The 14,571-nt window shown below is 56.7% G+C and carries 12 protein-coding genes and 1 tRNA gene; 6 read left to right on the top strand and 7 right to left on the bottom strand.

What is annotated here, in order from left to right:
- Window positions 1-96 precede the first annotated feature (96 nt).
- The 4 genes from SJY29_RS04030 to SJY29_RS04015 form a co-directional block, all read right to left on the bottom strand.
- The gene (locus SJY29_RS04030) at window positions 97-1,887 is read right to left on the bottom strand and encodes an ABC transporter transmembrane domain-containing protein (protein WP_400087104.1); all 1,791 of its coding nucleotides are present in this window, start codon (window positions 1,885-1,887) and stop codon (window positions 97-99) included.
- Window positions 1,888-1,984: 97 nt separating this feature from the next.
- Window positions 1,985-2,058: transfer RNA gene (locus SJY29_RS04025), tRNA-Gly, on the bottom strand.
- 169 nt (window positions 2,059-2,227) lie between these two features.
- Window positions 2,228-3,037, bottom strand: coding sequence for an SDR family oxidoreductase (locus SJY29_RS04020; protein ID WP_400087102.1), 810 nt, complete (start codon window positions 3,035-3,037; stop codon window positions 2,228-2,230).
- Between the two features lie 12 nt (window positions 3,038-3,049).
- Entirely contained in the window at window positions 3,050-3,919 is an 870-nt protein-coding gene (locus tag SJY29_RS04015; protein WP_400087099.1) for an SDR family NAD(P)-dependent oxidoreductase, read from the bottom strand.
- Window positions 3,920-4,085: 166 nt separating this feature from the next.
- Between SJY29_RS04015 and SJY29_RS04010 the strand changes: the two genes are divergently transcribed.
- Window positions 4,086-4,970: an AraC family transcriptional regulator N-terminal domain-containing protein gene (locus SJY29_RS04010; protein ID WP_400087096.1), complete on the top strand. Its 885-nt coding sequence runs from the start codon at window positions 4,086-4,088 to the stop codon at window positions 4,968-4,970.
- Between the two features lie 92 nt (window positions 4,971-5,062).
- On the opposite strand, the gene SJY29_RS04005 is transcribed toward SJY29_RS04010, so the two are convergent.
- From SJY29_RS04005 to SJY29_RS03995, 3 genes are all read right to left on the bottom strand, one after another.
- On the bottom strand, window positions 5,063-5,671 hold the full coding sequence (locus tag SJY29_RS04005) for a glutathione S-transferase family protein (protein ID WP_400087093.1): 609 nt from the start codon (window positions 5,669-5,671) through the stop codon (window positions 5,063-5,065).
- Window positions 5,668-6,675 (bottom strand): SDR family oxidoreductase, encoded by a 1,008-nt coding sequence (locus SJY29_RS04000; protein ID WP_400087091.1) that lies wholly within the window; start codon window positions 6,673-6,675, stop codon window positions 5,668-5,670. The genes SJY29_RS04005 and SJY29_RS04000 overlap by 4 nt, the downstream gene beginning before the upstream one ends.
- Before the next feature lie 280 nt (window positions 6,676-6,955).
- Window positions 6,956-7,966 (bottom strand): helix-turn-helix domain-containing protein, encoded by a 1,011-nt coding sequence (locus SJY29_RS03995; RefSeq protein ID WP_400087088.1) that lies wholly within the window; start codon window positions 7,964-7,966, stop codon window positions 6,956-6,958.
- A gap of 479 nt (window positions 7,967-8,445) precedes the next feature.
- Here SJY29_RS03995 and SJY29_RS03990 point away from each other — a divergent pair, with 479 nt between their 5' ends.
- From SJY29_RS03990 to SJY29_RS03970, 5 genes are all read left to right on the top strand, one after another.
- The gene (locus SJY29_RS03990) at window positions 8,446-9,600 is read left to right on the top strand and encodes a helix-turn-helix transcriptional regulator (protein ID WP_400087085.1); all 1,155 of its coding nucleotides are present in this window, start codon (window positions 8,446-8,448) and stop codon (window positions 9,598-9,600) included.
- A 429-nt stretch (window positions 9,601-10,029) separates the two neighbouring features.
- Window positions 10,030-10,356 carry a hypothetical protein gene (locus SJY29_RS03985; protein WP_400087082.1) on the top strand — a complete coding sequence of 109 codons (327 nt, stop codon included), beginning with the start codon at window positions 10,030-10,032 and terminating at the stop codon, window positions 10,354-10,356.
- 10 nt (window positions 10,357-10,366) lie between these two features.
- Complete coding sequence (locus SJY29_RS03980; RefSeq protein WP_400087079.1) at window positions 10,367-11,830, top strand: radical SAM protein; 1,464 nt, start codon at window positions 10,367-10,369, stop codon at window positions 11,828-11,830.
- An 886-nt stretch (window positions 11,831-12,716) separates the two neighbouring features.
- On the top strand, window positions 12,717-13,931 hold the full coding sequence (locus tag SJY29_RS03975) for a trypsin-like serine peptidase (RefSeq protein ID WP_400087076.1): 1,215 nt from the start codon (window positions 12,717-12,719) through the stop codon (window positions 13,929-13,931).
- 24 nt (window positions 13,932-13,955) lie between these two features.
- Window positions 13,956-14,486, top strand: a complete 531-nt coding sequence (locus SJY29_RS03970) for a hypothetical protein (RefSeq protein WP_400087073.1) — start codon at window positions 13,956-13,958, stop codon at window positions 14,484-14,486.
- Window positions 14,487-14,571: the final 85 nt, after the last annotated feature.

Genomic DNA, 14,571 nt, shown 5'->3' with positions numbered 1-14,571 from the left:
CTGTTTTCTTTTCACGCAGCGCGACGCTGCCTCCCTGAGCAGACAGGGTGGTGAAAAACAAAAACAATCACAAGTCTGACGCTACGAAAAACGCAGCTATTCCGCCGCGACACCTTCTGTGAACTGCAGCCGCGCCAACCGCGCGTAGAGCCCGCCTTGGGCCACAAGCGCATCATGGGTGCCTTGGGCCGCGATTTTGCCGTCTTCCAGAACGATAATACGGTCGGCCTTTTTGACGGTGGCCAGCCTGTGCGCGACAATCAATGTCGTGCGGGTCCGTGCCAGTTCCTCGACCGCGCGCTGCACCGCATATTCGCTTTCGGCGTCCAGCGCGCTCGTGGCCTCATCCAAGAGCAGGATCGGCGCATCGCGCAGAATAGCGCGCGCAATCGCGATCCGCTGCTTCTGCCCACCCGAGAGCATCACACCGCGTTCGCCGACGTAGCTTTCAAAACCGTCAGGCAGGGCTTTGAGAAAATCATATGCGGCGGCAGCTTTTGCGGCCTCTTCGACCTCGGCGTCGGTCGCAGTGGGCCTGCCGAAGCGGATATTTTCGCGCGCCGTATCGGCAAAGATCACAGGATCTTGCGGGACAAGCGCGATGTGCTGGCGGAACTCGGACCGCATCAGATCACGCAGATCCATGCCGTCGATTTTCACTGCCCCCGACTGCGGGTCATAGAACCGCTGCACCATCTGGATGATCGTGCTTTTGCCAGCACCCGACGGACCGACAAGCGCGACGGTCTCACCCGCCTTGATCTCAAGATTGATGCCATCAAGGGCAGAAACCTGCGGTCGCGACGGATAGTGGAACTGCACGTTCTCGAATTGCAGGGTGCCTTTGACGGGCTGGGGCAATGTCTTGGGCTCTGCGGGATCCTGTACTGTATCTTCGGCTGTCAGAAGCTCGACAAGACGTTCCGTAGCACCAGCGGCGCGCTGCAATTCACCCCAAACCTCGGACAAGGCCGCGACAGCGCCGCCGACCATGATGGTGTAGATCATAAACTGCACCAACCCGCCTTCGGTGATTTCGCCGGCGACCACGTCTTGCGAACCCATCTGCAAAAACAGCACGATCGCGGCGAAGACCATGAAGATCACAATGGCCGTCAGCGCCGCACGCGTCATGATCCGGCGGCGGGCGGAACGATAGCTTTGTTCCGTCACTTCGTCGAATTTGGCGCGGCTCAGTTCTTCGTGTGTAAAGGCCTGAACGGTTTGCGCCGACAAGAGCTGTTCGGACGCATCGCCACTGGATTCAGCAATCAGGTCCTGGTTTTCCTTGGACAGGCTGCGCACACGACGCCCCAGAAACAGGATCGGGAACAGGACCACGGGGATCGGCCAAAGGACCATCACGCTCATCTTGACCGAGGTCAGCAGCATCAGGATGACGCCACCGATAAAGATCAGGATGTTGCGCAATGCGATCGAAACCGAGCTGCCGATGACCGAAAGGATCAATGTGGTGTCTGTGGTTATGCGGCTAAGCACCTCACCCGTCATGATTTTTTCGTAAAACGCAGGGCTCATGCTGATCATGCGGTTGAATACGGCCTTGCGAATATCTGCGACAACCCGTTCACCTAGCCGCGTGACTAAGTAATAGCGCAGCGCCGTTCCGAATGAGAGCAGTACAGCGATAATCAGCATTGTCACGAAGTGCTGGCTGATCTCGCCGCTGGCCAGCCCGAAGGTATCAACAACCTGCCCCGCCGCAATTGGCAAGCTCAGCGCGACCATGGCCGTAAACACAAGCGCAAAGCCCGCCGCGATCATGTTGTAGCGGTAGGTTCTCATGAAAGGCCAAAGGGCTTTCAGCGCGCTGACACGTTTGCTGACGGGCCGATCTTCGGCGGTGGATTTTTGGGTCTCAGCCATGCACTGTCCTCAGGTTCTGGGGATGACATAAAACTGAACCGACTGTTTCACAAGGCAACCCTGCGCATCTGCGGTATTTTGGTTATCGGGGAGGGATTGGAGCGGGCGGCGGGAATCGAACCCGCGTCTCTTGCTTGGAAGGCAAGGGTCTTACCATTACACAACGCCCGCGTCACAGTTGGGTTAGGTATTTGACCTTTCAAGCAAGGTCAAGATGCACCAGCAACTATCAAGCTGCCAGATCGCATTAACGACATGAACAAACAAACCGCCTTCTGGCGCTCTTTCTGCGGCACTGCGCGCCAAAGCGGACATAGTGCCGCTTCGGCTAGTCGCGGACCTACTCAGACATCAAAGCCTTGATACCGCCAATGAATGTGGCGTCGTCATGCCGTTTGCGTCTGTCCAGCAAGTCGGTGGCGTCCGGCCCGGCACAGAAACGCAATTGGTCATCGGTTGCATTGGCGGCTTGCCAGATGACATCGGCCACGAGGTCGGGTGAGGAAGGATTTGACGCGAGCTTGCCAAACAGCCGACCCATTGCTTCGGCGGAGGGGGCATAGTCGGTCAGGTCCTCGTCCATGGCGAAATCGAAGGAGCGTCCGCCGAAGTCGGTCTTGATCATGCCTGGCGCGATGATGCGCACGCGGATGCCCAGTGGCTCCAGCTCGTAATGCAGCGCTTCGGACAGGCCTTCGACGGCGAACTTGGTGCCATGATAGAGTGTGCCAAGCGGGAAAGTGATCTGCCCACCGATCGATGAGATGTTGACTATGGTGCCCGAGCGGCGCACGCGCATATGCGGCAGGACCGCCTTGGTCACATCCAGAAGGCCGATCACGTTGGTTTCGAACTGGCGTCGAATCCGGTCGGTCGAAAACGCCTCTAACGGGCCATAGGCGCCATAGCCTGCGTTGTTCAACAAGACGTCGATAGCGCCAAAACGGTTAATGCCTTCACTTACGGCGGCGTTTATCGACGCGGAATTGGTCACGTCGAGACGCGTCACGAGCACATTGTTGAGCTCGGCAAGGTCCGAAACGGCGGGGTCTCGCATGGTGGCGATGACGTTCCAACCCTTGGATTGAAAGCGTTGGGCGGTGGCCTTGCCAATGCCCGAGGACGCGCCGGTGATCAGAATGGTGTTCATGTTGGGTCTCCTTCAGGTGTTCAGGTCAAGCATCTGTGCGATGCCGAAATTTGTCAGGACGTTGCGGGTAACGTCATGGAGCACGTCATTATAGCGCTCGATCTGGGGGCCGACTCCGGTGTGATCGACGACCGTTCGGAACGGCTTTTTGCCGAAGGGTGTGTCCAGCAGGGCCACCACCGCCTCGGCGATCCGTTCGGGGCGCTGATCGGGCGTCGCCTCCAGCATCTGCGCAAGCCCATGCGCCGACATGGCCGGAACGGCGGCGAAGTCGCCATACTCTGTCTCGCGCGCGGGATCGTCGGGCGTGACCATGCCATCGAAGAAAGCCGTGGGCATGGCCCCCGGTTCTATGATGCAGGCTTCGATACCAAAGCCGGACAGCTCCGTCCTGTAGCACTCGACCATCGCCTCTAGCGCCCATTTGGACGCGCAATAAGTGCCGTAGAACGGTGTCGCGATGCGCCCGATCAGGCTGGAGGTATAGAGGACCGTTCCGCGCCCCTGCGCGCGGAAATGTGGCAGGGCGGCGCGCATGACCCGCTGCACGCCGGTAACGTTGACGTCAAAGACCCTGGTCATGTCCTCGGGCGACATCAGTTCCTGGATGCCATAGGACCCGATCCCGGCATTGTTGAACAGTACGTCCAGCCCGCCAAGCGCGCTTATCGCCTCGGCGACGCCCGTGTCGGTGCTGGTGGTGTCGGTTACATCCATTTCGACAACATGTGCGCCCTCTGCCTCCAGCCTGGCGACGGTGCCTGCATTGCGGCCCGTGCGGCTTCGGACGCTGCCCGCCACCTGATGCCCCCGCGCCAAAAGCGCCCTTGCGGTGGGCAGGCCAAAGCCGCCCGCTATTCCGGAGATGAATATCTTTCGCATCAGTCTTGTCCCTATCTGTGTCCCCTTTATAGAATAACGATACTCCGGACCATCGGCGGGTTCTTTCTTGATTGTCCGGAATATTTGCCCAATCCTCCGGATTGAGAAATAATCCTCTACGAAAACACAGTCTGCCATGCTACGAGATCCGTGAAAGGAGAGCCGGATGACAGGATTGCTGGACCGCGCCATGGCGCTGATGGATCACTCCGGGGTGCCTCAAGGCGCGCTGGCCCATACTGACAGCGGAATGCATTTCCTGCGGTTCACGGCGCCGAACCCGCAGCAGGCAACTGTGTATCGCCCGCTTCTTTGTCTCGTCCTGCAAGGTGCCAAGCAGGTCATTGCGGGCGCACACAGCCTGACCGTGGCCGCCGGTCAATCGCTGCTTGTCAGCCATACGCTGCCGGTCGTTTCAAGGATCAGCCACGCTACGCCAGAAACACCCTATGTCGCGCTGGTCTTTCCAATCGACCTCGACCTGCTGCGCGGCTTGGCGGCAACCATGCCACTCGCGCGCGGGACGCGCAGCCACGACCCGTTCTCGATCTCGCTATGCCCGACCGATCCCGCGGTGCAGGGCGCGCTGACCCGCTATCTCGACCAATGCGCCGGCGACGAAACGCGTGCAGTGTTGGCACCGATCACCCGGCAAGAGATCCACGCCCGGCTGCTTCTTGGGGCCCATGCCGACACGCTGCAAAAGCTGCTCTGGCACGAGACCACCGCCAGCCGCATCTTTCAGGCTACGCGTGAAATCCAGTCCGATCTGTCGCGCACGGTGGTTGTCGGAAATCTGGCCGAACAGGTTGGCATGAGCAACTCCGCCTTCTTTGAGCATTTCAAAGCGATAACTGGCACTTCGCCGCTGCAATACCAGAAGGATCTGCGCCTGCTGCACGCCCGTGACGCACTCCGTGCTTCCGATGTTAAAGTTTCGGAGATAGCCTTTCGCGTTGGCTACGAAAGCTCGGCCCAGTTCTCGCGCGAATATGCGAGGAAGTTCGGCCAGTCACCGCGTCAAGACAGGGCCGTGCTGGCTGCGGAGTGATCGTCCGAATGATGCAGACCGGTTAATATGAACCGCCGGGCTCATTGGCCCAATGCTGATGGTCGGACTACCGCTGTTCCAGCCCGGCGAGGCTAGCTCGGCGACAGGCTTATTGCGTGCGCAGTCGCGGGACGTGCCACGTTGCGCGCGATCCATGCCATGACATTGTTGCACGTCGTCAGCCGGTCATCCTCCATCATGGGGGCCATGCCAGCCCAGGCGACGGTCGCCATATCGGCGATGGAATACTCGCCTGCAATGTAGTCGCGGCCTTCCAACTGCTTATCAAGCACGCCGAATAGACGCACGGTCTCGTTCTTGTAACGGGTCTCGCCGTAGGGGACCTTCTCTTTCAGTCCGCGGAAATGGTTGGCCTGACCCATCATCGGGCCAAGGCCGCCCATCTGCCAATGCAGCCACTGCGTCACTTTCCAGCGGTCTTGCGGGGTTTCGCCCCGGAATTTCTCCGACTTTTCGGCCAGATATTGCAGGATTGCCCCGGATTCCATCAGGCTGATCCCGGTTTCATGATCCAAGATCGCAGGTATTTTGCCGTTGGGCGCGATCTTCAGGTACGCGGGGTCGTGCTGCTGCCCAGTCCCGATGTTCACCCAGTTGATCTCATAGTCCAGACCCATTTCCTCAAGTGCGATGGCTACTTTGTAGCCGTTGGGTGTGCCCCAGAGATATGCAGTGATCATTTGGATGTCTCTTTCAGTTTGTAGGTCTGGACTGCTTTGGCCGAGGCAACCAGCGCATCTTTGACCGGAATAAACTTGAACCCGAAGGTATTCTCCGCCTTGGCACCCGAAACGGCGAGGGTACGCCCCACGTTTTCGAGCACGCCTTTCACATCCTTGGAAAACAGCCCCATGATCCGCAGCAGCCAGACAGGAGCCTCCCGTCCGGGCGTCTTTAGGCTTGCGTCCCAGCTTTTCAGCATTTTGCCAAATTCGATGAAGGAATAGGTTCCGCTTGCGGCTGCAAAGCGTTGGCCTTTGGCTGCCTCAAGATCGATCGCTGCGACATGCATCCGCGCCACGTCCCGCACGTCGACGGCAACCATGTCGACAGGCGGGGCCATCGGAACCTTTCCGGTCATCAATTGTTCGACCAGTTCGAGCGATGCGCCGTACCGTGCATCCATCGGTGGGCCGAAGACCGCGCCGGGATTGATCGTGGTCAGCGCGATATCGGGGTTGTCGGCAACGAAATCCCATGCGGCTTTCTCGGCCAGCGTCTTGGAAGCTTCATAGGCGCCGACAGACCGATCTTCGGGGCTTGTCCAGTTGGTCTCGTCCGAAGGCTGCATCTTCGGTTTGTCCGCCTGTTTATAGATTGCGGCACAGGACGACGTCAGAATGACACGGGTGATACCGGCTTCCTTTGCCGCCCGCATCGCGCGGAGCGTACCGTCTACCGCAGGGCGGATCAGGTCTTGCGGGTCTTTCGGCTCGGCCAGCGGAAACGGCGAGGCGGTGTGCATCAAGACATCGCAACCCTGTAAGGCATCCTGCCAGCCTTCGTCCCTCGTCAGGTCGAGCGTTGCAAACTCCAGTGCGGCATCCGGAAAGAGGTCCTGCAATTCTGCCTTGCGTTTGTCAGAGCGGACCGAGGCGCGCACCTCATAGCCTTGCTCCAGCAACTCACGCAAAATGTGTTTGGCAATAAAACCGGACGCACCGGTCAGAAAGACTTTGGTCATAAATATGCTCCCTTAAGTGTTTGATGGGGGGCAACACTGGCGGATTATTCAGCCAGCGCTTCAATGAGCAGATCAGAGAAAGGCTGCGTGCTGTGCTGTTGTTGGCCGGTGATGATCTGCCCGTCTCGGATCGCGAAAGGCGCCCGCGGCGCGGCGACGGATGGCGGTAGATGTTGTCATGAGCCCTCGCAGTGATCAGGTCGCGTTGATCTCAATTTGGACATTCAGACAGCGCGCGTCACTCGCAGGAAGCGCCATATCACTTGCACGATGCGCCTCATCAGGCTCTCAGCCGTTGTGCCTCGCGCCACGCCTCGGGTGTGGCGTCTGTCCAACGGCGAAAGGCCCTGAAAAAAGAGTTTGGATCCTCAAATCCGAGCAGGAAGCTGATCTCGGCCGCACCGAGGTTCGTATTCGTCAGATAGTGCTGGGCAAGTCGCATACGCGCGGCGTTGAGAACATCCAGCCATGTTGTGCCTTCTTCCGAAAGCCGTCTTTGGAGTGATCGGCGGCTGACGGCAAGTTCACCGGCCACATCATCAATTTGCGTCCGTCCGCTGGGCAGCAGTTCCAGCAAGGCGTTTTCCACGCGGGCGCGCATGCCCAGGTCTTCGCGGGCCGCGTCCATTCTACGCCGCAAGTCCGGCTCAAAGGATTGCCACATCTGATTGTCATAGGTCAGGAAGGGGCGCATGGCGTCGATCGGATCGAGGCTGAAAGATGCCGTTTCACCATGTGAGATCCCACATGCAAACCAGTTTTCGAATGCAGAGGTCTCCCGGAGCGCCGATGGCAGGCAAACAGCCTTCGGCACAACGCGCCGGCGTGTGGCGCGACGCAGCAAATTGACGAGAAAGACAATCTCGGTTGCCGCGAGCGTCGTTGGCAAATCCGGGCGATACTTGCATCGATAGCTGAAACGTGTCGCTGTCGGCATCACATCCACATCAAGGCTGAAGGCACCAACCAGGCGCTTGAATTCCCCAAGCCGCTGTCCTGCCACCGTCATGTTGGGCGCGCACATCGCCGCAAAGAAGGCTGGGTCGAAGAACTCGCTTGCTTCGATCTGACCGAGCCTAAGTGCCAGCGTCGGTGATTGTGCCTCAGTATCAAAGCTATCCCAAAGAGCATAGAATTGATCCAGCGTGATGCGGCTGCCCTCGCCGTCCAACAGACCGCTCGGCAGCCCCGCACTGCGCAAGACTGCTACATCACTCAGACCAAGATCGGCCAGCATCAGCCGCCAGACCTTGCCAACATGCACAGTCGGTTGGTCGGTTAATCGCCGCATGTGACCCTCCAAATCCAAAGGGTACAGGAAAGACGTTGTTCAGCCAATTGCCTTATGTGCCAATTCACTTGCGTGATGTGCCGTTCGTATTCCTTCATCGTGCGTCCCGCATCATCGACAGCGGTGCCGACGATCGCATGAATGTCTGCGTCCAATGACGACACCCGCGTGGCGCGGGAACTCGATACGCGTGAGCGGGCATCGGCGAGCAGGTCAATGTCGACCTTCCACAGGGAGGCGCGGCAATAGGTGATATTGAATCCGACGATATCTTCAAGGCAGTGTTCCTTGACGATGCGCAGGCGGCAAAGAGGAAAAGAGTGCCCGACAGTCTCTTATTTGGAGTGTCTCACCGACTATTCGTTTTTTCTCGACTGAGTTGCAGCCCGAGAACGACTCTCAGTTTCGTTTATACGAAAGCAACTGAACACTCCGGTTCGTGCCGTTTCAGAGACCTTGGGATGATGGATCAGTAACCCATGACGACTATTGGTGAATGCTTGTTATCAATTTACGATGCGGCGCTTTCAGATCGGAATTGGGTTCGCGCTTTAGACAATTGCCAGCGCTTTCTGAACGCTGACGCCGCACTCATCTATGGCGCGTGTCAGACGGAAAGAGCCCATTTTTCGTTGGATAAGGCAAGCGCGAGTTTGCGCCAATTCGGGCACCTGATAGACCAGTACAACCAGTTAATACTGGAGGGCCGCGACTCCCAGTTTGATCTTGAAGGCAGGAAATACGTTCATCACACTTCCGCCTATTCCGTCAGCCTCGACAGTGACATCTGGTCCATCAATGACGTCTACAAGACCCGTCCCGAGATCATGATAGGCATGCAAGGCGGCTTTCTGCGACGCGGCTTCATCAACCTGTCAAATGATCCGGGATACTGGGGAGGTCTCGTCCTGCTATATGGGCGACACTGCGATTTGGAAATACCGCCGACGGTGTCCACCTATGGCCCGCAAATCGCACCGCACCTCGCCAAAGCAGCCGAGGTGTTTCGGATAACCGAGGGTCTGCGCAGGCGCTACAACGCAGTGCTGTCGGTATTGGACCAAATGCTGGTAGGCATTCTGGTTGTGACTGACCGAGGCGATATTGTTATCGCCAACTCAGTTGCGAACGCCTTTTTGGATGCGCAGGACGGACTGATCCGATCTCAGGGAAAACTGGCTGCGACCAATACCGACATGCGCGCAGAACTGGGTCACAAGATCTACAGTGCGTCGGCTACGGCAAGCGGCAACAGCGATCAGGCAAGTGCGACTGTCGAACTCCGCAGGCGTTCTGCAACTACGCCACTCGTCGCATATATTTCCCCCCTTCGTGATGCCGAGATGGAGTTAGAAAAAGACTTCACCGGTGCTTTGGTCACGCTGGTTGACCCGTCACAGCCGCGAGACATCGATATCGACGTTCTTGCCGAGCTTTACTGCCTGACAAGAGCAGAATGCCGCGTTGCCGATCTCGTCCTGAAAGGGCTCTCGAATACGTCGATTGCAGAGCATCTCGGCGTTGGGCCAGAAACAGTGAAGAGCCAGTTCAGTTCGGTCTTGGCAAAAACAAACTGCAGGAACCGGGTGGCGTTCATCTGGCGGGTCTTTCAGATTCTGCCGCCGATTAAGTGACACTGTCCCCCGACTGGGGGATGACGCCTGGCGCGGGTTCCTTACGGTGAACGTCACAAGATTTAATCGGCTGCAATGGTGACCAGGGTGTTTACGAATAGAATGATTGCGTTGGTCTTTTGGCCAAATGTGCCAACTACTCAGAGGCGCATCGTCCAATTCTGCATCCAGGCTTTGGCGCTGAACCCTGTCCTAAGCAAACCAATCATGGCGCAGTCGAGGATGAGAACCACACCTAATTGAAAGTGTATATTCTTACAAAGATGCTGCCGGAGACATGCCGACGAAACATGCGTGTAGAGAGGAACGCTAGCTAGATAACGAGCAGCTTATATTACAAATAAATGCACGAATTCAGCTGTTTCCAACTGAGATAGCAAGCACAACACCAGAAGTCCCCGCCGTGCCTTCGAGCGTTAAGGAATGCCGATGAATAAGAAAAGCACCCAAACCAAAGTTAAGAAACGCAAGGATGAAAAGCCCAAGACGGGAGCTCCAGTTGCATTAGCTGCATGCAGCAGCTTAATCGCCTTGGCGGCTTGTGATGCGCAAGGCAATTTAGATGAAGATGCTTTCATGGGGGCAATGCTTATTGGAGGAATTGCCTCTGAAATATCTGGAAACCCTGTAAATTGGGATGCCTTTAACACGACTGGTACCAGTAGTGCAGGATACACGCAGCCGAATACGAGTGGAATAGTAAGCTGTGGTTGTGACGGCTCTAATTGCGGGCCGGGTTCTGGTTCGATCCAGTAGGCCAGTCTGAATGTATGTTGCTCGAATCTCCTCATTTCCCGCAAATGACCAAGTTGTCTTTTTCGAAGGCAGACGTTTCAATGCCTTCTCCTTCTCTAATGGGGACCAGTCTATTGATTTCATGCGATGGCTTGAGAAAAGATCGTTATCTCCCATTTCTGAGGATGAGATAGAAGACCCGCGCGTATTTGCGATGCTTTGCAGAATGGGGTTCATTTCGCATGATATAAATGACGTTGCCGAAGATGTAGCAGAGAAACACAATTCCTGTTTCGATGGATTGTCTAATGCCTCTGTCCATCTGATTGTCGCTCAATACTGTAATCTGAAGTGCAGCTATTGTTACAATGGTGAAGATAGCTACAAGCTGGCCAAAAAACCGCGGATGAGCAAAGACACTGCTGAGCAAGCGGTTCGCATTTTCATGCGATATTTGGATCCAAAACACGGTAACCTCTCGATTAATTTCTTGGGCGGAGAGCCCCTTCTTGGTTGGTCTGTCATCGAGTATGTACTTGAGAACATGGATGACTGGGCCTCTGAAGAGGGTTTTATAGGCCGCATCTTTACCTCTTTGCAGACGAATTTGTCATTTTTGCCACCGAGCTTTATCGAAGTTGTTCGGCGCCATCGCGTGCGTATTCTGGTTGAGATCGACGGACCAAAAGCAGTTCATGATGACGCACGTGGCCATAAGGTAAGGGCTATCAGCTCGTTCGACGCGACCCAAAAAAACTGTAAGGAAATTAAGAGTGCCGGTATCGAGTTTGACTGTAAAGCTGTCCTTACTTCGAAGAACATCACTAAGCTTGTCGAAGTGAAGGAGACGCATATGAACTTGGGGGCAAGGTCGTCTTCATACTCGGAACTGCGCCCCGTCAACTCAGATGGTCATAGCGTCGATATTGAAGCCCTCCCAAACCTTCATCAGATTTCAGAAGCGCTCAACTCTCATTATGAAGATAAAGATGAAGATACGCCTTTGATGGCGCAAACGAAATCAAAGGCATGTGCCAACATGCTGCGCTCAGCATCAAGAAATACGATCGGCTGCCACCAGAAACATGCCGCGATATTCTCGGTGACTGCCGATGGAGAAATCTATAACTGCCCTTGGTTTGTTCAGAATGCTGATCACTTTGTCGGTCATGTCAGTGATCGCTGTGTGGACAGAGGTCGTGCTGTGGCAAACGTTCGCCATCTGAGCACACAACCCGATGAGGTTTGTAGGAAATGTGCCTACTTTGGAGGCTGCGGTGGGGGGTGTCCCGTGACGAGAGAGCTTAGCAAAGGTGACACCGGATTGGTAGATTACGTTCGAAATATTCGATGCGCGACATACATCCCGGCTATTCAGTCCATCATTCTTTCAAGGCTTCGAAATCAGCATGTTCGCCCGCATAGAATGAGGGAGCGTTCTAAACCTGATCGCGCAGTGGCATCAGCGCAAGGTTCTTATCCTGGATCGCCCTGAAGATCATGGCCTTTTTCGGAGCGATGGGTTCTAGAGTGTGCGCCCGTGCAGCCCAATGAGGAGCTCGAAGTCTTGGTGCGGATTTGAACCCGAGCCAAAATGTCATCCAATGATTGAGAAGCGTTGGCACGTTGGCTCGGCACTATTCCATTGGCAATCCCACAACCCGTCAATGGCAGCTTCTCCACATTGCAGACATCGGGGGCCGAGCCAGATGAGACGCACGGTGCATACATCCTTTGGTGGGCCACAAAGCAGCATCATGACGACCCGGTGAAGGGCCGCTACTCGCAAAAAACTCGCGCATACAAGATCATTTCATGAGCCCAAGATTTGCCTGTCGAGGACGGGAACGTAGAGGCTTCCAAGAATTGAACGAACACTTCATCGCAACGATCTCGTTGGGCTCTTGTCGACAAGTCTTCTGGATTATTGGTTCATGGTTCGAGATGCTCTTGCGTAAACATTTCAGCCAAGGCCCGATCCATTGGCGAATCCTCCCCCCACCGAATCATCCAACCGATGCAGCAACGGCAATCGAAATACCGGGCTTGGCTACCCGTATCAGAGCACCGTGCCGGCAGATCTTAAGGCGTCGTCGCCGTGTCAACCGGAGCACTTCAGCTATTGATCGTGGAATGTTGAAATCATGCAATTTTTCGTGAAGCGACTATTTACGGCCGACTATGATAGAGCACAAAAAACACTGACCAGCCTGGCATCCCGATAAGTCAAGACACCCTTTAGGTTGAAATTCACGGCATTTTGTGGCATCATAAAAATCATCCTTTAGTATGGTTATGTGCTGTCACGCCGAACGTTTTCAGGCGCCCATTTGATGTGGCCGGTGCGCAAAATGCCTAAAAAATTAAGTGATTTCATATCATTGCTACCGTTGCCTGAGAAAGATACCGCGGCGTTCTGCGCCGATCCGATTGGATATCTGAACCAGCAGGGCTATCCAACGGACAGCCTACCCCGGGCTACATCGGCCATCAATCCAACGACGTTGACCGGTCTGTCGCTCGTCCGTGAGTTGCGCGCCTTGCTTGCGGCACATGCCGTCCCTCCCGACCCGCCACCTGATCCGGTTGCGTCGGAGGATACGCCGATCTTCCGCCCACCACCCACCGCACCGGCGCTGGTCGTTGGGGATGACCCGGCCGCCCCGATCGAATCCTACGCTACAGGCCAAATGGCCGACACCGCCCCGCAATCGACCACCGGTCTCCCCTTCCCCGAATTCGCTGCTGCCTTCGAACGCCGCGACCTGCACAGGATGCCGGCGCCCCGCTCAGAAACATCCTTGCTCGCAGCATCGCCGGAAGCTCCCCTCAAACCCTCGGCTAATCCGCTGCTTGATGCCAGTGCGGCAGGCCCCATGGTGCTCAAGAGTATCGTCGGCCCGTCCCTTACAGAAAGCGGGGACATGACCGCCGAGGCGGTGATCATGGCCGATGACCGTGTACAGGTGATGGACAGCAGCATACTGCCCTTCTCTTGGCTTTGCCGTCTCGAGATCACTGCCGCGAACGGAACCAGATGGCTGGGCACGGGATGGTTTATCTCGCCCTCGGTGATCGTGACCGCAGGGCATTGCGTGTTCCTGCACAACCACGGCGGATGGGTTCAGTCCATTGCTGTATTCGTCGGCCAGAACCGAGACCAGTACGACCGGGCCATGACCGTGACCCACTATGCTTCGACCAGAGGCTGGTTGAATAACCGCGACACGGTACATGACTACGGCGTTCTCTTTGCGACACCGGGAGATCAGGGCTTCTTTGGTTACGGTGTGCTGGGGGATGCAGTCCTGTACGGCGCCCTGGCAAATATTACCGGCTATCCGCAGGATAAGCCCACCGGCACGCTCTGGGGGCATGCCAAACGACTTCAGCCACCGCACCCGCAGGTCCTGCAATACGAGATCGACACCTTCGGCGGCATGAGCGGCGCACCCGTCGTGATGTGGGACGGACAGGATTATGTGGCCACTGGCATCCACAATTATGGCGGCGCGAAGCTTAACACCGCCAGCCGTCTTACCGAACAGGTCTTTTATAACTTTGAGCGGTGGAAGTCGCTCGGGGATAGCAACTGACAGTTTTTCACAAAGGAGAGCAACATGCAGATTCACTATCACGGCGACGGCTCAGAAGCTGAGGCGTCGCGTCTACAGGGACTGGCCAACAAGGGCGGTCAGGCGGCGTTTCTCGACATTCACTACCATGGCAAGGACGCCATGACGAATGTCGCCAACCCCACGCTTGCCGGCAAGGCTGGTCAGGCGGCCTTCCTTGATATCCACTACCACGGCAAGGACGCCATGACCGGTGCGGTCAACCCTGCGCTGGCAGGCAAGGCCGGACAGGCGGCCTTCCTCGACATCCACTACCACGGCAAGGATGCGATGGGGGGCGGGCTGATGGGCGAAAGCGCCGAAGCCGAGGGTGGTCTGATCTCGCGCTCATCGATGATGGCGGGCGCGGTGGAGGCCCCGAAGATGCCAGCGCCACAGATCGGCAAGGGCCCCGGTCAGGCCGCCTTCCTTGATATCCACTACCACGGCAAGTCCATCACAGACGCAGACCTGACCGACAAGCCGGGGCTGCATATCGGGAACGCTGCACTTCTTGATATCCACTACCACGGTTAGCGCATCGTCTGGGGGAGCGACGCACCCCCGGACATCCCTCCCCCCTGACTTGCCTTGCGCGCCACAGGCGCGGACGCATCATGCC

The sequence above is a fragment of the Yoonia sp. R78084 genome, assembly GCF_044595625.1.
Classification (GTDB): Bacteria; Pseudomonadota; Alphaproteobacteria; order Rhodobacterales; family Rhodobacteraceae; genus Yoonia.
The sequence above is the reverse complement of the archived record's forward strand: the minus strand, read 5'-3'. Positions and strand labels throughout refer to the sequence as shown.